11 protein-coding genes and 1 pseudogene are annotated in these 18,469 nt (G+C 56.6%); 7 read left to right on the top strand and 5 right to left on the bottom strand.

The window, feature by feature from the left end; all coding sequences use genetic code 11:
• Positions 1 to 83: 83 nt before the first annotated feature.
• Positions 84 to 1,004: pseudogene (locus ACP691_RS06925) on the top strand (site-specific integrase); the annotation flags it as partial.
• Between the two features lie 51 nt (positions 1,005 to 1,055).
• Here the strand turns inward: ACP691_RS06925 and ACP691_RS06920 are convergent.
• The 3 genes from ACP691_RS06920 to ACP691_RS06910 are packed head-to-tail and all read right to left on the bottom strand — an operon-like array spanning position 1,056 to position 9,642.
• Positions 1,056 to 2,867, bottom strand: coding sequence for a hypothetical protein (locus tag ACP691_RS06920; protein WP_426198868.1), 1,812 nt, complete (start codon positions 2,865 to 2,867; stop codon positions 1,056 to 1,058).
• A 17-nt stretch (positions 2,868 to 2,884) separates the two neighbouring features.
• The gene (locus tag ACP691_RS06915; RefSeq protein WP_426198866.1) at positions 2,885 to 6,016 is read right to left on the bottom strand and encodes an SNF2-related protein; all 3,132 of its coding nucleotides are present in this window, start codon (positions 6,014 to 6,016) and stop codon (positions 2,885 to 2,887) included.
• On the bottom strand, positions 6,013 to 9,642 hold the full coding sequence (locus tag ACP691_RS06910) for an AAA family ATPase (protein ID WP_426198864.1): 3,630 nt from the start codon (positions 9,640 to 9,642) through the stop codon (positions 6,013 to 6,015). The genes ACP691_RS06915 and ACP691_RS06910 overlap by 4 nt, the downstream gene beginning before the upstream one ends.
• A gap of 181 nt (positions 9,643 to 9,823) precedes the next feature.
• Here ACP691_RS06910 and ACP691_RS06905 point away from each other — a divergent pair, with 181 nt between their 5' ends.
• The 6 genes from ACP691_RS06905 (at position 9,824) to ACP691_RS06880 (ending at position 13,994) form a co-directional block, all read left to right on the top strand.
• A complete protein-coding gene (locus ACP691_RS06905; RefSeq protein WP_426198862.1) occupies positions 9,824 to 10,153 on the top strand; it encodes a hypothetical protein in 330 nt (109 codons plus the stop codon).
• Between the two features lie 91 nt (positions 10,154 to 10,244).
• Complete coding sequence (locus tag ACP691_RS06900) at positions 10,245 to 11,213, top strand: DUF932 domain-containing protein (RefSeq protein WP_426198861.1); 969 nt, start codon at positions 10,245 to 10,247, stop codon at positions 11,211 to 11,213.
• Between the two features lie 75 nt (positions 11,214 to 11,288).
• Positions 11,289 to 12,293 carry a YqaJ viral recombinase family protein gene (locus ACP691_RS06895; protein WP_426199627.1) on the top strand — a complete coding sequence of 335 codons (1,005 nt, stop codon included), beginning with the start codon at positions 11,289 to 11,291 and terminating at the stop codon, positions 12,291 to 12,293.
• Positions 12,294 to 12,382: 89 nt separating this feature from the next.
• Positions 12,383 to 13,333 (top strand): hydrolase or metal-binding protein, encoded by a 951-nt coding sequence (locus tag ACP691_RS06890; protein ID WP_426198859.1) that lies wholly within the window; start codon positions 12,383 to 12,385, stop codon positions 13,331 to 13,333.
• Positions 13,305 to 13,802 carry a RadC family protein gene (radC, locus tag ACP691_RS06885; protein ID WP_426198858.1) on the top strand — a complete coding sequence of 166 codons (498 nt, stop codon included), beginning with the start codon at positions 13,305 to 13,307 and terminating at the stop codon, positions 13,800 to 13,802. The genes ACP691_RS06890 and radC overlap by 29 nt, the downstream gene beginning before the upstream one ends.
• 9 nt (positions 13,803 to 13,811) lie before the next feature.
• On the top strand, positions 13,812 to 13,994 hold the full coding sequence (locus ACP691_RS06880; protein WP_426198856.1) for a hypothetical protein: 183 nt from the start codon (positions 13,812 to 13,814) through the stop codon (positions 13,992 to 13,994).
• Positions 13,995 to 14,090: 96 nt separating this feature from the next.
• Here the strand turns inward: ACP691_RS06880 and brxL are convergent, their stop codons facing one another.
• The gene (gene brxL, locus ACP691_RS06875) at positions 14,091 to 16,133 is read right to left on the bottom strand and encodes a protease Lon-related BREX system protein BrxL (RefSeq protein ID WP_426198854.1); all 2,043 of its coding nucleotides are present in this window, start codon (positions 16,131 to 16,133) and stop codon (positions 14,091 to 14,093) included.
• 6 nt (positions 16,134 to 16,139) lie between these two features.
• The gene (gene pglZ / locus ACP691_RS06870) at positions 16,140 to 18,458 is read right to left on the bottom strand and encodes a BREX-1 system phosphatase PglZ type B (RefSeq protein WP_426198852.1); all 2,319 of its coding nucleotides are present in this window, start codon (positions 18,456 to 18,458) and stop codon (positions 16,140 to 16,142) included.
• Positions 18,459 to 18,469: the final 11 nt, after the last annotated feature.

Raw genomic sequence — 18,469 nt, 5'->3', positions numbered from 1 at the left:
ACCGTGTCAGATCGACTGCTTTAGTGCATAGGATAGCGGGCCTTGACTTGATGGCTTAAGCCTCTGGCCGCATAGCTGTTTGAATCGCCGTCCTGCGCTCGGTCAAATCCCGCGGCCTGAACCGTACCGTCGTCATCCGCAGCAAGGACATCGGTCAGACGCTGCGCTGGGCCGAGAAACGCAAGCCATGGCGGGGGCTGATGGCTGACGGCAATCCAGCCGACCTGATAGACGTCAACAAGCTGCTCGACCATGACTACGAAGAACAGCGGGACCGACTGCTCTCACCAGACGAAATTCGTGAGCTGAGCGCCATCCTCGAACGCCTGGAGAAAGACTACGAAGCCCTACCCGCCGGCCAAAAGTATTCAGGGATTCGTCCGGTCAATACGCGCGTCCAATGCGCCCTGTGGATCTGCCTGAGCACCCTGTGTCGTATTGGAGAACTGCTCAAGGCTGAGTGGCGGCACGTGGACCTGGAGAAAGGCACCTGGTTCATCCCGGCCGAGGCCACCAAAGGCCATAAAGGTAAGCGCCAGTATCACCATGTGTTCCTGTCAGCGTTTTCCATCACGCAGTTCAAACGTCTGCAGAATGAAACCGGCAATACACCGTTCTGCTTCCCTAGCAAAGACAACAAAAGCCACGTCGACACCAAGACTGTCAGCAAGCTCATCGGAGACCGACAGTGCCGATTCAAGAACCGCAGCAAGCCTCTGGCGGGCCGGCATCATGACGACTCACTGGTGCTGAGCAAGGGAGCCAAAGGGGAATGGACGCCACATGATCTACGCCGCACCGGCGCGACCATGATGCAGGAACTGGGTGTAACACTGGAAATCATCGACCGCTGCCAGAACCACCTGCTGGGCGGCTCCAAAGTACGCAGACATTACCTGCACCACGACTACGCAAAAGAGAAAACCGAGGCCTGGCGCTTGTTTGGCGAGAAGCTGGAGTGGATTCTTTCAATCAGCCCCAAGCCCCCTACTGGAGCTCAGTAGACCGTTTCTTTCCGATGCCGAAATGCCACGACATGCGCGGCGCCATATTCCCTACTTATCGATGTAGTTATCTCGCCAGCTGTCTGAAACGGTAACCGGAATCACTGACTTAGGTACCGATTTCAAAACCTTCCCCAGATTAAGGAAGCTCAAGCCGTAAGCCACTGACAAACGGTCGAAATCATTTTTCGCAAGTCCGGGAGCCTCAAGCCGCTTGGGCAACGTCAGCGGCCTGACTTTCACTCTCATCCACTCGTACAGGCTGGGATGGTTGTTCAACGTCTCTCTCAACCGACCGTAGAACGGCATACGGCTGCCTCCCCCGCAGAGATAAACAGGGAGATCTGTCAGCTGCTGCCGCGTAAGGTGGCCTCGTGAGGCCTTCCAGTAGGTCTCGTGCCCCACTTGCGTAAACACCTTCCCGTAAAACTGCCGATCTGAATGTTGACGAGGATCGGAAAACCGGACCTTGGCTGCAGAGAAATAAGCTTCAAGCTGTTCTGGTATGCCTTCCTCGCCATCTGTCACCTTTCTTGCAGCTGTAATCGCCTCCAAAAGATCTTCGCGATTAGATGCGCGCTCCTCAATGGCACGAACCCACCAGTCCAGACGATTTCGATGCAGGTTGACCGCGCCAAGTGGCTCAACTGTCGCGGTATAAAACTCGAAGTCCCATTTACCGCGCCCGCGCTTAACATGAAAAAGCGAAGCATCTACCGTCCCCGCGCCTACGTCCACCATCATGAAGTTGTTGGCAGCCTTGTGATCAAAACGCTCCGATGCGACGTAGCCGTAGATCTGCGCAGCGATTTCTGGAACGACAGAAAGCTCCACATCCTCCTGATCGGACGGGAGCTCACCCGCATCAAGCGCCTCTGCACGGAATATGGCAGCGGTAACCCCAACGTCCTCAATCTTTTCTTCTGAGCGTCCGGCCAGTATCCAGGCCGCCGTACCCAATAGCCTATATCCCTTCGTTTGTTCAGGATCCAAGTGGTTGGCCGTAGGGAATCCCAATGCCATTCGCCAGACAATATTGCTCGAGCGGTAAACTGCTTCCTTTTCGCTAAATAGCCAGGCACGCGCTCTTCGAATGACTAGAGCAAGAAACGCCACAACTCGCCGCTGGTACGTAGCGACAGAGGGGTGGGCAAGGAAAGCCAACTTGAGATCAGCCAATGCTCGCCCCCCAGCCTCAAGCGAAAACGCTTCTCCTTCTTTGTAAACCCGGCACGGCAGCAAAAAGCTCGGCAATCCAGGAGCATTGCGAAATGGCACAGCAAATGCCTTTTCCAAAGCGCTGTCACCGATAACCGCCTTCACACTGGAGCTACCGAAATCCAGGCCGAGGACCAAAACTCGATCCTCCTGAGCAGTAATTCCCTCCTTCGGTGTCGGCTGAACCTGTTGCCCCGTTAGCTCAAGTTTCAACAACTCCAATACGCTCGATCCATCAGAGTGACTCCAGCACGGTGCAGAATCAGCACTAAGTGATATTTCATAATGGGAATCAGGGCTGGTCCCGACTGTTCTGGTCTCTCGAGGATTGACGCCTTGGCGGTAAACACTCAGGTCAATGCTCATTTGCTTAGCTGCTGCATTGGGTCGCTTTGACGACAGAGGCGGCCTAGTCTTCGCTACCTTTTTCTTTTTCCCTGCAGCTCCTGGTCGGGGCGTTGGCGCCTGTTCTGTTAATACTTCGGCCGGTGCCTGAACTCGGGAGAGTTTGTTTTCTGCCTGCTGGTGTCGCCCATCACGCTCAGGCTTACGCCCCGACGATTGAGTTGTTAAAGGTCTAGCAGGCAATTCTTGCCCTATCTTGGCGAAGGCCTCTTTGAATTTTTCTTCTAATGTCACGCGCATATGTCAGTCCCTTGCGCTCAAAGCAGCCGAATGACACCACCTGTCACGAAATTTTTGTCAGAGCTTCCGCCGCTCTTCAGCTCAAGCTCAGCAATGCGCTCTTGAATCCTGTTGCGCAATTTTTTCAATTTCCCCTCGGCTGCTGGAATCATGCGCATGCGTCGTTCCTCACCGGAAGAGCGGTGCGATTGAATTGTCGCTATGAGTCGCTCTACCTGCTTGTCCAAATGTGATTGAAGGGCCTTTTTCATCATCTTTAGCCGATCACGATCCTCCCGGCCTTGGGCGCTTTGAAAGTCATCAAAACGCTCATCCAGCTGGTCACGGCACGCATCGAAATAAGCAGCTGCAGCTTCGGTGTCCAACTCATTGGCGACACTCAACCACTGACACCCACAGAGTGCTGCCGTGTTAACGAGGTGCTCTGCCTGTTCCCCGTCGACAAAACAGTCACCCTGAAAAGGCCGAACAACATATTCCAATCGTTCGATATCGCGGGTACCGGAAACGGTCCAGCGGTAAACGCCAAAAACATACACCCCAGGCTCAAAACCATGCACCTCAAAGGCTGCAAGATCGATCGCTGAAACCGGGAACTTTGCCGTGCTTTTGCCTGCCTGGCGCAGACGCTCGGTGACAAATCGAATCAGTGGATGATCCTGCGTTACTCGCTCGAATACATTTGAGGGATTTCTCTGGCAGTTCTCGAAGAACAACGGTTTAGCACGTTGACTCAACAGTTGGCTTCGCCCCTGCAGACGATACAGGTCTACGAACTCTGCGAACTCGACTCGGGCCTGCACCGAAAGCTCAAGGTCATACTCCATCGGGACTCGATCTGTCGGCACAAGGCGCGAGCCGGGGTAGTGCTCGGTCAGAAAATCGCGTGCATAGCTGAGTAAATCCTCCCCCCGGATGTACCGGCCCAACTCCTTGGCAGCCCGAACCTTGTTCTGGATAAAGTCGCTATGCGCAATCAACTGAGTCGCCTGAGCCTCGAGCTCCTCTTGCTGCCGATTGGTGTTCTCAATCGCAAGGCTGGCCTGGTTGATGCGCTGACTCTCCTCCTCCGGAGTCAGCTTATGGGTAAGCAGATCTTGAGTAAGCTCCCGAATCTGCTCCCCGAGAATCCCCTCCATACTTCCCAATGCGCGCGTGAAGATATCCAGTCTATCCAGCAGGCGATCATAGACTCGCTCGTCGATGGTGTCGGCATACATAAAATTCCAGATCATGATCCGCTCAGCTTCCTGGCCGATACGGTCAATTCGACCTATTCGCTGCTCAATGCGCATCGGGTTCCAAGGTAAGTCGTAGTTGATGACCAAGCTGGAGAACTGTAAGTCGACCCCCTCTGAAGCCACTTCGGAAGACAACAAAATGCTGGGGCCCTGAGGTTCGCGAAAGCGCGTCAAAGCCTCCTGTTTATCCATGCCTCCCTGGACTAATACAGAGACATAGCCATCTTCACGCAAACGTTCGGCAAGGTAGGCCAGAGTCTGCCGGTAGAAAGCAAATAAGACGACCTTCTTGCCTGGATTGTCAGCCCAGTAGCTGCGCAGGTTCTTCAGCAGCTCAGCGTACTTGCTATCGTTGCGCCTCAGCGTTTCGTAATCGCCCACCTCTCGGGCTATGTCCACCAACGCCGAGAGTAGCGACCCTATATCGTCAGGCTGCGGCCCCTCTTCTTCTAGTAGATCACCCTGTAAGTCGTACAAGGTCTCCTCAAGTTCGTCCTGCTCCAGAGCAGCATGTTTTTTCTGCCAGGCTCGACAGGCTGCCGCCATGCAGCTGGACATCTGTCGCTGTGGAATAGTCAGCATGAAGCCAGTGGAAACAGCATGCGTGACGCAATACCCGCGAATCGCCTCGGTGACCTGCTCGTAAAAAACCGACTCACTACCACTCATGGTTGCGCGAATCGCGTATGGCGCACGTACTACTCGTCCTTCGTGCACATCCCGTTTCAAGGTACGGGTCACCACTTTACTGAGCGGGTTGATTCGATCTAACTGGTCGGCCAGCTCTGCCCGCCCTTTGGGATCGGCCAACCGCTTGTTGCTAGGGGCATGCTCCCGCAGGTAGGTGATCTGTTCGTTATCCTCAAAAAAACGCGCATCAAGCGCCTCATCCAGTCCTTCGATGAAATCCGCTCGGGTTATCGGCCCAGCCAACACGCGATCACGCAACCTTACGATAGGAGCATTAGCCTCAAGGCTGTAGCGAAAGCTCTCCTCGTAGGGGAAGGCATCTTCATCGATCAGATTGAGCAGATTGAATAAGTCCGAACTGCGTAGTTGGATCGGTGTGGCCGAAAGCATGACCAGACTTGAGGCAACCGGGCGAAGTAATCGCCCCAACAGGTTGGTCTGAGTACCTTTGTTGCGCAGATAGTGCGCCTCATCGACCACGACCATATCCAGCAGCGGCTCGTCCACCTCTGCATCTTCGAGAAACCTGGCCAATTTGGCAACGGAGCGCTGACTGACTCGATCCGGTGAATTGAAGCCACGAGGTGGGCGCAACCCTTGCATGCTGGCGATTACCGCGAAGCCATCCTGTGGTCGCTCCCGCACTGTTTGAAGCTTCTTCAGTAAATCTCCCGCATCAACCATCTCCGCCTGCACGCCAAAACGGTTAGCCAGCTCGTCACGCCACTTTTCCCTCAACATTGCCGGGCAAACGATCAACAATCGCTTCGCATCCAATCGCGCGCGCAACTCAGTCCAGATCAAACCTGCCTCAATGGTTTTACCCAGGCCCACTTCATCCGCAATCAGAATGCCGTTGCAGGGCGAATCGAGAAACTGCAACACCGGCTTGAACTGATACGCCAAAAACTGGGTGTTGGTTGTATTGAGGCTGTAGATCAGGTTGGCCAGCTTGCCACTCAGTCGGTGAAACGTAATCGCCGCCCGCAGATCATCCTCGCCACTGAATCGCCCCCGCTCAATGCATTCGTAGGGGCGTAAAGGCTTGTTCTCTACTTTTTCGAGCGTCGAGGGCAGAACGAAATCTTCGCTGCCATCGAGAAACGTAACCAACACTCGCTGTCGGTGTGTAGGGCCATCGGTTTCGTTACCCAAAACACCGACCCGCGCCGGATTGGCTTTCAGTCTGACCTTGTCGCCTGGATTCAGAATGCTCACTCCGGAACTCCCTGCATTTTCCGAATTAACCTATCTGCTTCCATGCTCAGTTCAGCCCCTTCGAATGTTTCAATAAGCTGACCTGGGAAATGCTTTTCGTACCACCCAAGCTTGGTTTCCCGATGATTGCGGTAACCCTCGTCGGTCATCATGCCCCAGTGCTCCCAGATGTACGTTTGCCCTTGGCAATGAACCAGGAAGTCAGGCAGGTAAAACGTCCCATCTTTCGCGTACAGCGGCTGCTCATACTCGAAGGGAAGCTCACGCTCGAACAGCATGTTCGCGATGATGACCTCTGACTTTGATCGCACCATGAACTGGGCAAGCGTCTGATGAATCTTGCCCTCTTCATACCAGTCCCGCTTTCTGCTGAGCAGTTGCGAAACAGGCCTCATGTCAAACAGTGAGGAGTTGATAACAGCCAGATGCGATGCTTCAGGGCGGCGCAGAGTCAGCAGTGGGGAAAGGTCTTCTTCGATCAGAAGCGTGCAGTGTTTTTTGGCACGCGTCAGACCGGTATAGAGCAACTCAGGTGAAAGCAGAGCCTGCTTGCTTTTGGGCAGCACAAAGTAAACACGCTCAAACTCGCTACCTTGAGACTTGTGCACTGAAATGGCGTAGGCAAGCTCCAGGTTATCCTCCACCTTCTCATCCTCAATCCATTTTCCATCGGGTGTTTTACCCAGAGAACGGCCATAGCCTATCCAGTAACTCTCTTTACGGGAAAAAAGGACTTGAAAATGCTTAATCCGGAACCAGCGAGCAAACGCATTTTTACCATCTAACGCATGTGCTTTGACAAACCCGAGCTCGCCGTTGAAAACCTCTACAGGTTTGTTTGAGCGTCCATGAGTATCCCAGGCCCACAGAGGCTTGGAGCGCGAACGATTTCGAATTTGCATGACCTTATCAAACAGCGCTACCCCATCAATCAACCGATGTGGATCCGGCCTCCGCCCCTTACTGGCGATCTGCAGCAGCCCGTTGAGATGATCAGTACCGAAAAACTCACCTCGATATGGCGAGATAACCTGGGATTGCTCAGGGCGATCTACCCCCTCCTTATTCTTGAAGGCTGCCCGCCATAGCTCATATGGCTTCTCGTTATTCAGCGTCAGACCCGTATCAGCTTGCATATCCGACTGCAGACTAGACACCAGCTTGACCTCGAGATCTTGCTGGCCACTCCAATAGATAACCCGCAAATCCTCGTCGACCTTCCCTCCCTCTTGAACTCGGACAAGTATCTGTTCGGCATGGGCCTTCTGAAGCTCTACCTCGCCACCACTGTTACGCAGAATGAACAGCGAGGCTAGGTCAATAATCCCGGTGCCCGTCTCCTGGAGACGGTTCTCCATTTGCCGAACATTGGTGCACAGGGTACCCAGGCACTCGGGATAGTCCTTACCTAGCCAATCGATCAAATCCGCAAACACCTTGCCGCGACCTATTGGTGGCAGCTGGTTGGGATCACCAACCAGAATGAGTCGCCTCACAGAATTCCAATTGATGGCTCGGAATAACGCGGCAACCAACGTAAGGTCGAGCATGGAGGACTCATCGACGATGTAAGTCTCGATACCCTCCTCTCGCATACCTCCCTGCCGCTTGAAAGTCAGGTTGTCATTCAACCAGCCACGCTGAGCCAGAAACGAGTGGATGGTTGAGGCAGCTTTACCTGTTTTTTCACGGATGCGATCTGCGGCCTTACCTGTTGGGGCCAAAAGCTGAAAAGATGCGCCGCTGCCGTGGACTCTTTCAACAGCATGAATCAATGAGCGAATAACGGTCGTCTTCCCGGTCCCAGCAGAGCCCGCCAGCACACACAATGGCCTGACAAAAATCTGCTGACAGACTGCAATCTGGCCCTCTATCGCCTCCTGGTACTGATCAGCGTCCATTCGGTTCAGGATGCTGCTGTCATCGCGCAGGTAATCGCCCCAGTGCGCCTCCGTCAGAGGGACCTTAAAGCTGATGTCGGCACGCTTATTGAGTTCACGCAGGCACTTCGAAACCAGCTGCTCGTCTTCCCAGGCAGAGTGCAGATACACGTAGCGTTGCCCTTCGTGCTCCCGAAACTTGAGAGCGCCCAGCATGTGCTCCTGATCGACCTCGTAGTAGCGCTCGGTAAACTGGTGTCGTTTCCACTCAGCGACAAAGCTCAAGTCATGGTTAACGTCATGCAAGACCTGAGATAGCTCGAGGAATGTTTGCGTCGACTTGATGAGCAGCTGACCGACCGTGAACGCACGCAGACGCCTCCAGTCATCCACCTCATACAAGAAAGCCGGCGCGATGTTGGGCGATGGGAAGATTCCGTGTTCGATCTTGCTGAGCCCAATGGTGTCATCCGGTCCGTCGCCGATATATGACTCGCAAAGGATGTAGGGGTTGTCGATGATCTCGCTCAAGCTGGTAGGCAGGCCATAAGTCGTTCGGTCCTCCCCTAGCAAGCGCTTCACTTGGGTGCCATCCAAGCCGAACCTAGGTAACAAATCTCGACAAAGTGCTCGCTCCTCATCCGTCCTTAGCTGCCACTGCCGCTTGACCTTACGCACCTCATCGCTGTTAAGGGCAAGTCCCTCAAGCACTTTGGCAGTACCATCGAGAAAGGCAAAAACAGCATCCTTGATCGCAACAGCCTCCTTGGCTTGCGCCTTGACGAAGCCAGGGATGGCGGCCTGAAAGCCGATGACATCAAGCACTGCCGGCAACCCTGGATAAAGCCCCCGTCCTTGCCAAAGCTCGGCAATCATTGATTGCAGCCAGCTAATCCGGCTGTCCCAGTTTTCGCTATCGTCGCCCAGTTCCCGCAGGCGGCAAGCAACTCCAAGTAGCTGCTCTACCAGAATGAGGGCGTCGTCGTCAGATACATGTCTCGCAGCGTACTTGCATACTCGTGGGTTAGTCGGTACAGCAAGAATCTGCTCCAACACCTCCGGTCTATCCGTATAGCGGTGATAAGGGATACGCATGCCCTGATCGGGATAGTGGCTGGAAACCACCCGCTGCCAAACGAATCCACCATATCGGTCTATGGTCTCTTGGCTGCATTCGTCATAGAACAGCTCTTCACCCAGAGCCTTGATCCGTGAAACACCAAGCAGCACGTAGCGCTTGTTGTCTTCCTCACTGAACGGGTTGCTGAAGTTGGCGTAGTAAAAAACCAGGCTTCGACCGGCCTCAACCTTGGCAAAAAATTTCCGAGCCGCTGCCAAGCGCTTGTCTGGATCGTACCCCCCCTTGGGCAGCTTGACCTCATCCTTGTACATCTCCTCATAAGGCCAAATGCTGCAACTGGACGGCGGCATATCCCACTCGCGGCGCACCCCATCAGGGCTTTTATCCGCCTTACGGAAGAAATCCGGGGTATCTGCAAAGGCATGAATCCTGTCCTGCCCGAAAGCATTGAGGCTATACATGCAAGGGGGCACATCCTTGCCCAGCTTGCTACATGCCTGCCCACAAGCCTTCTGCTCATAGGCCAAATCGCGCTGCTCGCCGATCATGTCGCCTGGATAGGACTGCTGCCCGACACAATAGGTATTGGCCGCAGGATCCTTACAAATATGGCCATTCCAGCCGTCTGCATGCCAAGCCAATCGAGCGGTGATATGCGTAGTCATCCCTGCTACTCCTTACTCATCGTCAGAAGTTGAATACCATTTTTGCCACGCCCCTACGAGAGCTAGCCCGATAGCCCGTTGGCTAAAGATGCACAAAATAGCACCCGACCAGTAAGATCGATTCAAAAAAATCTCAGCCACACATTACTGCAATGACATCACCACCAATGAGGTTCGCCCTATGTCATTGCAGTGCCCTCGCTGTCACTCCCCCAAAGTCGCTTCTTTCCATCACGCAATGAAGGCCGGCGCGGCCATCGGCACCGTAGGTGGTGTTGCTCGCGGCGTCAGCGCTGCCCTGGCAGGTAGTCAGGCTGGCGCGGCTATCGGCGCGTTCGCCGGCCCTGTTGGCATCACCCTCGGCTCCTTATCTGGTGCCATCCTCGGCGGCCTGGCCGGTGGTGTCGGAGGCTGCGTACTTGGTGCTCAGCTCGGTGAGTCACTCGACCGCCACGTCCTGGCCCACAACCTCTGCCTGCTCTGCGGTCATCGCTTCAACCTGCCGGCCTGATCGGCGCCTTCTTCTCTTATCTCCGTCATCCGGATAGTGCTGCGCATTGCGCGGCGCTTTATGCCGGCGTGTACCTACAGGAATCACTCACATGGCACATCTCGTCGAAACCATGGCCTACGCTGGCGCTACTCCGTGGCATGGCCTGGGCAATCAGCTCACTCAGAAACAACCCATCGAAGTCTGGCAACGTGAAGCCGGCATGGATTGGCAGATCCAGGAAAGCCCCGTGCACTTCAAGTCGGATGCTGTCGGCCATCTGGGCGCGATCCATTCCTTCCCCGAACAGAAGGTACTGTTCCGCTCGGACACCAAGGCACCGTTGTCGGTGGTCTCGCAGCGTTATCACACCGTGCAGCCTCGCGAGGTGCTGGAGTTTTACCGGGATCTGACCGAGGTCTCTGGCTACGAGCTGGAAACGGCCGGGGTACTCAAGGGCGGACGTAAGTTCTGGGCACTGGCGCGTACCGGCCAGGGTGCTGCGCTCAAGGGCAACGATCAGGTCAACGGCTACCTGCTGCTGGCCACCTCCTGCGACGGCACTCTGGCCACCACGGCAACACCGACCACTGTACGCGTGGTCTGCAACAACACCCTGACCATCGCCCTGGACGGTACCAGCCGTGCAATCAAGGTGCCGCACAACACCCGCTTCGATCCGAAGGCAGTGAAGAAGCAACTCGGTATCGCCGTCTCGCAATGGGACGACTTCATGTACCGCATGCGGGCGTTGTCCGAACGCAAGGTGCAGTGGCATGAGGCGCTGGGCTTCTTCATGAACGTGCTGTGTGAAACCCATCCAACCGCTGCGCTGCCGGAGCAACTGCCCAACGAGCGCGCCCTGCGCAAGGTTCAGGAACTGTACGAGGGGCGTGGACGCGGCAGTCAGCTCGCCTCAGCAAACGGTACGGCTTGGGGCCTGCTCAATGCCGTGACCGAGTTCGTCGACCATGAGCGCCGTGCACGCAGCAACGAGTACCGCATGGACTCGGCCTGGTTTGGCCAGGGTGCTCAGATCAAACAACGCGCCTTGGATGCTGCGCTGCAACTCGCCGCTTAACCCTCAATTACATCAACCCTCGCGCCCGGTCAGCTTTGTGCTGGTCGGGCGTTTTTATGTCTGCAGGTGAACACCATGAAAGCGACATCATTGAATGGCAGCCCCCGCAAGAAACGCCCTGCCCTGCGCCTAGTCAGCACCAAGGAGCTGCCGCGCGAGGACTGGCTGCAGATCCGCAAGCAAGGCATCGGCAGTTCGGACGCCGCGGCGGCCGTGGGCCTGAATCCGTACAAATCGCAGCTGGAACTGTGGCTGGAGAAGACCGGTCGCGATACCGGGCTGCCGAAGGCCGATCCCCAAGATGAGGAAAGCCCGATGTACTGGGGCAATGTCCTGGAGCCCATCGTGGCCTGGCATTACAGCAAGCGAACGAAGAACAAAGTCCGCCGCATCAACGCCGTGTTGCAGCATCCCGATCCGGAGTTGCCCTGGATGCTGGCCAACATCGACCGCGAGGTGATCGGGGCCGATGACGTGCAAATCCTCGAATGTAAGACAGCTGGCATAAACGGCGCACGCCTCTGGAAAGAGGGCGTGCCCGAGTATGTGCAGCTGCAGGTGATGCACCAGCTCGCCGTCACCGGCAAGCAGGCGGCTGATGTGGCGGTGCTGCTCGGCGGCCAGACGCTGGAGATCCACCGTATTGAGCGGGACGAGCAGATGATCGCTCGCCTGATCGAGCTGGAGCGCAAGTTTTGGCGCTACGTGGAGACCGATACGCCACCGCCGGCCGATGGTACCGCTTCCGCCGAAGCGGCCCTGCGCTGCCTCTATCCAGAGGACAACGGCCAGGTCGTCGACTTCAGCAGCCATGCCGGACTGACCGCTGCCTTCATCGAGCTCAAGGCCGTTCGCCAGTCGATTGCCGACAAGGAAAAGCGCGAGGCCGAGCTCAAGCAGATGCTGCAGCAGGCCATGGGCGATGCCAGCCGAGCGGAGTTCTCCAGCGGCTACGTCTCCTGGCGCAAGGCCAAGGACAGCATCGGTCTCGATGTCGCTCAGCTGCTCCAGGACAAACCCTACCTGCAGGCCAAGTACCCGCTGCTGAAAGCCGGTGCGCGGCGTTTCCTGGTCGGCTGATTTCCGTCCATCAACTCCTCCCTCCCCTTGGCCAGGCCATGCAGTTCGCGCTGCATGGCCGGCCTTTTTTCATTTTCAGGAGAACCACCATGCTCAAAGGTTTGGCTATCACACCGCCGGTGCTCGGACGCATCTCCATCGGCAAGGTCGTCGAGAAGAACGGCAAGCGCCTGCCGGAGAAGGATGACCAGTTCACCATCACCTCCCAGGTACAAGGCAAGGACGGCTGGCTGTTGCACCCGCTCAATGACGAACTGCGCCAGGGCAAGGACGACAAGCTGCGCAGCATCCCGGTACGGCTGCTGTTCAACGAACCCGAGCTGAATTTTCGCGCCGACTACACCCTGTTCGACCGGCAGTCCGGACGGCCGCTGTGCGTGGGCAATGGCGAGACTTGCAAGCGGGTCACTCAGGACGGCATGCAGTCTCTGCCCTGCCCTTCGCCGGACGCCTGCTCGTTGGCCAAAGGCAATGCCTGCAAGCCCTACGGCCGACTGAACGTGGTCATTGGCGACGACGACCCGCTGGGCAGCTTCGTATTCCGTACCACCGGGTTCAACAGCATCCGCACCCTGGCCGCTCGTCTGCACTACTTCCAGGCCATCTCGGGTAACCGCCTGGCCTGCCTGCCACTGGAGTTGCGCCTGCGTGGCAAATCGACCCGGCAAAGTCATGGGACGCCAATCTTCTACGTCGATCTGACGGTTCGTGGCGGCATGGAAATAGCCGAAGCGCTACAGGCTGCCAATGACCTCGATGCTCAGCGGCAAACCACGGGATTCGATCAGGCGGCTTTGGATGAGGCAGCAAGACGTGGCTTTAGCAATGGCGCATTCGAGGATAGCGGGGAAGACGTCGCGGCCATCGTCGAGGAGTTTTACGCCTCAGAAGAAAGCGTATACCCAACCACCAATACGCCCCCACGACCAGCACCAAACAGCCTGGCCGAGAAGCTGGACGCACAAGCCCAACGCAAAACCCGTTCGGTTGAAAACAACCCAGGAGCCGATCATGCGACTGCACAAGCTGAAAGCCAGTGACACGACCGGCACCTACCTGGTCGAGTCGCCGGTCACTGAAAACGACATTCTGCTGATGGCCCGCCAGTTGGCGAATTTGCGTCTGCGCCGGGGGCGAGCACTGACATCACCCAAGGAGGTATTTAGCCACCTGCAAGCCCTGCTGGCCGAGTATGAGCATGAAGTGTTCGCCCTGCTCATGCTCGACAGCAAACACCGTGTGATCGACTTTCATGAGCTGTTCCGAGGCACCCTGGACGGCGCCAGTGTTTACCCGCGCGAAGTCGTGAAGTTAGCCCTGGAGCACAACGCCGCCGCCATGATCCTCGTGCACAACCACCCCTCTGGAGACCCCAAGCCAAGCCTGGCGGATCGCAATCTCACTCACAAACTCAGGCAAGCGCTGGATTTGGTCGGGGTGCAAACTCTGGATCATATCGTGGTCGGCCAGGAAGGCTGCGTCTCTCTGGCAGAACAGGGCTACCTGTAAGGAGGCGGCATGAAGCTTTGGCTACGTACCTTCGCAGCGGTGTTCGTATTCGCTGGCATCCTTGTAGGCTGCTTGGCAATCGTGCTGCTGGTGATTCTGATGGTGCGTTTTCCACCACTGCTGGTCGCTGTGCTCCTGGCTTGCTGGATCTTCGCTCGGCTGCTGAGCGCAAAGCCAGGCACAGCCCGCTAAACGGCCACCTTCAACGTGAGCAGCCGAATGGCTACTCACGTTGAGGTCGGCCAGTTTTTTCTTTTTGGGTCTGCGCTCCACCACCAAGGCGAGCTGTTACTCCACAACCGCCTTCAACAGCGCATCGCGGGCATCCTGATAGAACTGAATGTCGATTTTGGTGGCCATGTCATCCGACAGATCGTAGAGCTGTCGACGCGCGGCAACTGGCATCAGTAATGCGCTAGCGCCCTTCTCCACAGCCAGCTCGGCAATGTTTACTGCATTGCTGATGGGCTCGATTGAGCCACCCAGGTTGATCTCACCGACGACGATTAACCCACCTTTGACGGACTTCTTCAGCAAGCTGCTGCACATGGCGATTAGCGCTGCCATCCCCAACTTAGAGCCGCGCTTCGCCGCATCAAAAGCCCGCAGTTGAATGGAAAACTCATGGGAGCGCGGATCGCGGTCGCCAATCAACTGTCCTGCACGTGAGTACAGGTTTTGTTCGGCATAGCGCACAGACTCTTTGAACGCGGCAGGTGCTGGGTTATTGAGAATCTTCACCCCAGAACCAGGCCCTTCATTGACCTCAATCCGGTACAGGCCAGCATTGTCATCAATATCCGCCCCCCCTTCACTGATGGTCCAGATCTGACCAGGCTCCAACGGATCGTCACCGATTTCGTTATCGGCTCTCAGCTCAGGGGTTGCAACGAACTTCTCGACGCCATCATCGCCAATGAAATAGCTGAAATGGGTATTGCGGAACTCGGCAGCCCCCACCCGTTTCTGTTGCTCTTTCACCCGCCGGCGAACCTCAAGGCCCAAGCGCGTTGCCCACTCCAGATCTTCATCGGAGACCGGCATATCCTGTTTGGGGTACATCAACTTCAGCAAGCCCGATACCGTCTTGTTAACCGCGTTGGTATCACGACCACTGAGAGCGCCGCCCAGGTGAACGCGGTTTTGCATCACGGATACGCGGCTCTCAAATCGCAGGCGGCTCATGCACTCGGAGAAGAAGTCGCTAACCAGACCAAAATGATCGGTGGCCAGATCCTTGTTCATCTTCGGTACATCCCAGCCAGGCAGATAGCAATGGATACGGTCCATCCAGGCCGTGTCATCACGCATTTCAGCAGGCAGCGGGCCAAACAAATGGCCAACGCGCTGCTGGTGCTCCACGTCTACATCGAAGTTACCCACAAACACCATGGAGCCATCAGCACGAATGCTTTCCTTGCCACGGCTGAACTCACCGGACTCCATGTAGCCTTTCATGATGTTGATCCCCTCCTTACTGTCAAAGGAGATCCCACTCACCTCATCAAAGCAGACCACATCGTACTGGCACACCAGGCCGCGCTGTCCGCTCGAATTATTCACGAACATCTTGGCGATCGTCGCCTTGCCCCCGGAAATCAGGTGGGCGTAGGGAGATACCTGCTGGAAAAGGTGGCTCTTGCCGGTGCCCCGCGGCCCCAACTCAACCATGTTGTAGTTGCGCTCTACGAACGGGATCATCCGCAGCAAAATGGCATCTTTCGCACGCGAGGTCAGCGCGCTGGCCTCCAGGCCAATGGAGCGCACCAGAAAGTCGCGCCACTCCTCACTGCTGAAATGACTACGGGCCTCGGCCATGATGTCCAGCACGTTGCGCTTGGACATCTGGATCGGCCGCAGCTCGGAGATACCAAAAGCGTTGCCCTTCTCCTCAGCAATCACCCCGTCGTACTCAAGGGTGACCTCAGCATAAAAACCGCCGGTCAACAGGCGCTCGTTGTCATCGACTATCTGGTCAGGGATGCGCACCCGGTTCAGGTTCAGGCTGGGCAAACTGGCCAGATAGCCCCCCTCTTTTTCCACGAAGCGTACGCTAACAATATCAATCAGCTTGGCTGACCCTGTCTTGTAAGCCCTGGCCTTGAACAGCTCTTCCTCGCCCGCACGCACGGTTCTGGAAGACAGCTGGCGCTGCACAATCTCCAGCCCCTCCTCAATCTCATCGGGATTGGTGGAAGCGCAGTACCGCCCCAGCATGAACTCGACCACATAGGTGGGTACCGGAAACTGGCGGGCGAAGGTTCGCACCAGATCCTTGCGAACCAGATAACCCTCAAAGGACTCAGCAGCCTTGTGGTCCAGCGTATCCATTTCCACTTATTCGTCTCCTACCAATGTCGGCTTCTTCGCCAGCACATTGCCTTGATCGTCCAGCAGCACCAACACCGCAGAGCTGCCCTCATACTGGTCATCCACCAAGAGGCTGCACTTGCCTTCTTTGAGCGGCTTGCGCTTGCTGATTTCGGAATCCGCTTCACCCGCATGTGTTCTCAGCACCGCCAATACGCCGTCTGCCTGGGTTGCAGCCTGCACCTTGCAGGTCAGGCCTAACCAGCGAATATCCGACAGGGTCGCGGTAACTGCAGAGACGGAGTTGGGCGCTTGTGTGCTGCGCAGCTCAATGACCGGAGTGAGGCACTCCTGCAGGCTCAAGCCTCCGTGATCATAGTGCTGACCAGCCTTGAAGCTAAAAACCCCCGGCGCCAATGCAATGCTAACAGCGCTATTCCAGTACCAGCCCACCTGCTGATAGCCCGTATCGACAGCATCCTTGATGACCGCACAACGGCCCCAGCGAGTCTCTGTCAGATGCTTGGGCAAATCGACCTTCACCATCGGCTTGGGCGTCAGCAACCAGCCATGGTCAGTAACAATGCGGATTCTCCGCCAGCCAGCAGCGATCAGTTCCTCAGCCCGCTCCACCACCTCATCCAGCAGAGTGTCGATGCGCGCGGCGAGTTTCAGCCCTTTTACGTGGCCTTCCTTATCAATATCGCCACTTTGCAGCCAGGCATTCGAGGACGGACTACCCGACTCTCCTTCTTCCAGGTACTGCCAGCTCTTTTCGTCCAGCAGCTTGCGCAGGTAGTGAGCTGAAAAGTCTTTATCCTCATCCAGCAAACTGGGTTCGAAGTCTCGATCGGTCACACGCCCGGTCAAGCGATCATGCACGGGGGTAACTGCCGCCTTGGCCGTAGCAGTAACCGAAGGCAGCGCTGCCCAGTTAGAGGCGAGCTTAATATCACCCAGATCTTTCAGTTTGGCCGCCAGGCGCTGAGCCGTATCGAAGCGCAAACCATCTACGAAGAAAACTGCCTCGCCGGTCGCGGCATAGTCAGCAGTTGCCTCATTGACCTGACCAGAACCCGGGTAGCCCTTAGTGCGCACCAGGTTCTGGAAGTTGGAAGTGATGCCATCCAGCCACGGGGTGTAAATCAGATCCAGGATGCCCTGCACCAACCCCTGCTGTACCAAAGACAACGGATAAGCCAGCGCTCGCAGCGCATGATCATCCGCCTGCCAGTAGTGCTCTTTGTACTGGCTTGCCATTTCCTCCGGGTCAACTCCCGAGAAGGTAGTTGCCGTGGCCTTGGCAATCTCCGCCAGATGCTGCAGAACGCCAGCCAACGGAGCCATCTCAAGCGAGAACCACACCCACTCACGACGCGCAGCATGCCGCGCTTCAAGCTGAGCAATAGCCAAGCGAACCTTGGCAGGCTCCTGCTCAAGCAACCCGCTCAAATCCTGCTCAAGCTGTTGCTCTTCACTGGCATTGATCGAAGGGTAGCTGTCACCGCTCGCAGCAAGGTCAGCCTGCACCTTCAACAGCAACTGCGGCAACTGCGGGTAGTGGGTGCAAGACTCGACAAAACGCCGCCACACGCCGTCCCAAATACCCTGGCGCTGGCACAGCAACTCCGCAGCCGTGAGTTCCCCATCCCGCTCCGGATTAAAGTGGTACTCGGCATCGCAAATACCCACCAGCGCCTGCCAGCGTGCCGGCTCCCAGCGCTCACGGCAGGCTTGGCTGTCATTCATCCAGCTGAGCAAATCTCTGACCGGATCGCTGCTGACCAACTTGTTGAAGTCCGCCGCCTCCAGGCGACGGTTGCTCAGCTCATCGCGCTCGCTTTCGAGAATTTCAGGCAGTACGCGCAGCAAAACCTGCTGGCTTTTCTCATCCTTGGCCACATCCAGCCCGGCACCGCCGTTGCTCGATACCAGGAAGGCATTCACCGTCCAATCCCGACCGGAATTGCTGTAGATCCACCAGCAGCCACGGTACTGCAACTCCGCCAGCGGCTTGAGCGCCTCCGGGCAAGCGGCGATAGCGCGTAAATCTCGGCGCTCATAGCCTGGCAAATACACAATCGGCGTACGTTCGGCGGGCAGCTCAATGCCAGGCAACACCCCCTCAACCGCACACTTGATCCAGATAGCCGGACCGGTTCTAGCCTCAGGCGCATAGTCACCCAGCACAATCAGCTCAGGCATAGCCGCCTGCAACAAAGGCAAGGCCGGCTCCCACTGACGCAGCTTATCGGTCCAGAGAATCACGCTGGGGGCGGTTTGAACGTTGGAGTTGTACGCAGCGCTGGCACGGACTTCCTGGACCAACAGGTCAATCAGCTTCATGAAACTCCCTA

It is taken from the genome of Pseudomonas sp. DC3200b2, from assembly GCF_049895785.1.
GTDB classification, from domain to species: Bacteria; Pseudomonadota; Gammaproteobacteria; order Pseudomonadales; family Pseudomonadaceae; genus Aquipseudomonas; species Aquipseudomonas massiliensis.
This window is presented reverse-complemented; position numbering and strand designations above follow the sequence as displayed.

Excerpts from the sequence above, each read along its gene's own strand:
- brxL (WP_426198854.1), bottom strand. The coding sequence starts at position 16,133 with ATGGATACGCTGGACCACAAGGCTGCTGAGTCCTTTGAGGGTTATCTG.
- ACP691_RS06900 (WP_426198861.1), top strand. The coding sequence starts at position 10,245 with ATGGCACATCTCGTCGAAACCATGGCCTACGCTGGCGCTACTCCGTGG.
- ACP691_RS06890 (WP_426198859.1), top strand. The coding sequence starts at position 12,383 with ATGCTCAAAGGTTTGGCTATCACACCGCCGGTGCTCGGACGCATCTCC.
- ACP691_RS06880 (WP_426198856.1), top strand. The coding sequence starts at position 13,812 with ATGAAGCTTTGGCTACGTACCTTCGCAGCGGTGTTCGTATTCGCTGGC.
- radC (WP_426198858.1), top strand. The coding sequence starts at position 13,305 with ATGCGACTGCACAAGCTGAAAGCCAGTGACACGACCGGCACCTACCTG.
- ACP691_RS06905 (WP_426198862.1), top strand. The coding sequence starts at position 9,824 with ATGTCATTGCAGTGCCCTCGCTGTCACTCCCCCAAAGTCGCTTCTTTC.
- ACP691_RS06920 (WP_426198868.1), bottom strand. The coding sequence starts at position 2,867 with ATGCGCGTGACATTAGAAGAAAAATTCAAAGAGGCCTTCGCCAAGATA.
- pglZ (WP_426198852.1), bottom strand. The coding sequence starts at position 18,458 with ATGAAGCTGATTGACCTGTTGGTCCAGGAAGTCCGTGCCAGCGCTGCG.
- ACP691_RS06895 (WP_426199627.1), top strand. The coding sequence starts at position 11,289 with ATGAAAGCGACATCATTGAATGGCAGCCCCCGCAAGAAACGCCCTGCC.
- ACP691_RS06910 (WP_426198864.1), bottom strand. The coding sequence starts at position 9,642 with ATGACTACGCATATCACCGCTCGATTGGCTTGGCATGCAGACGGCTGG.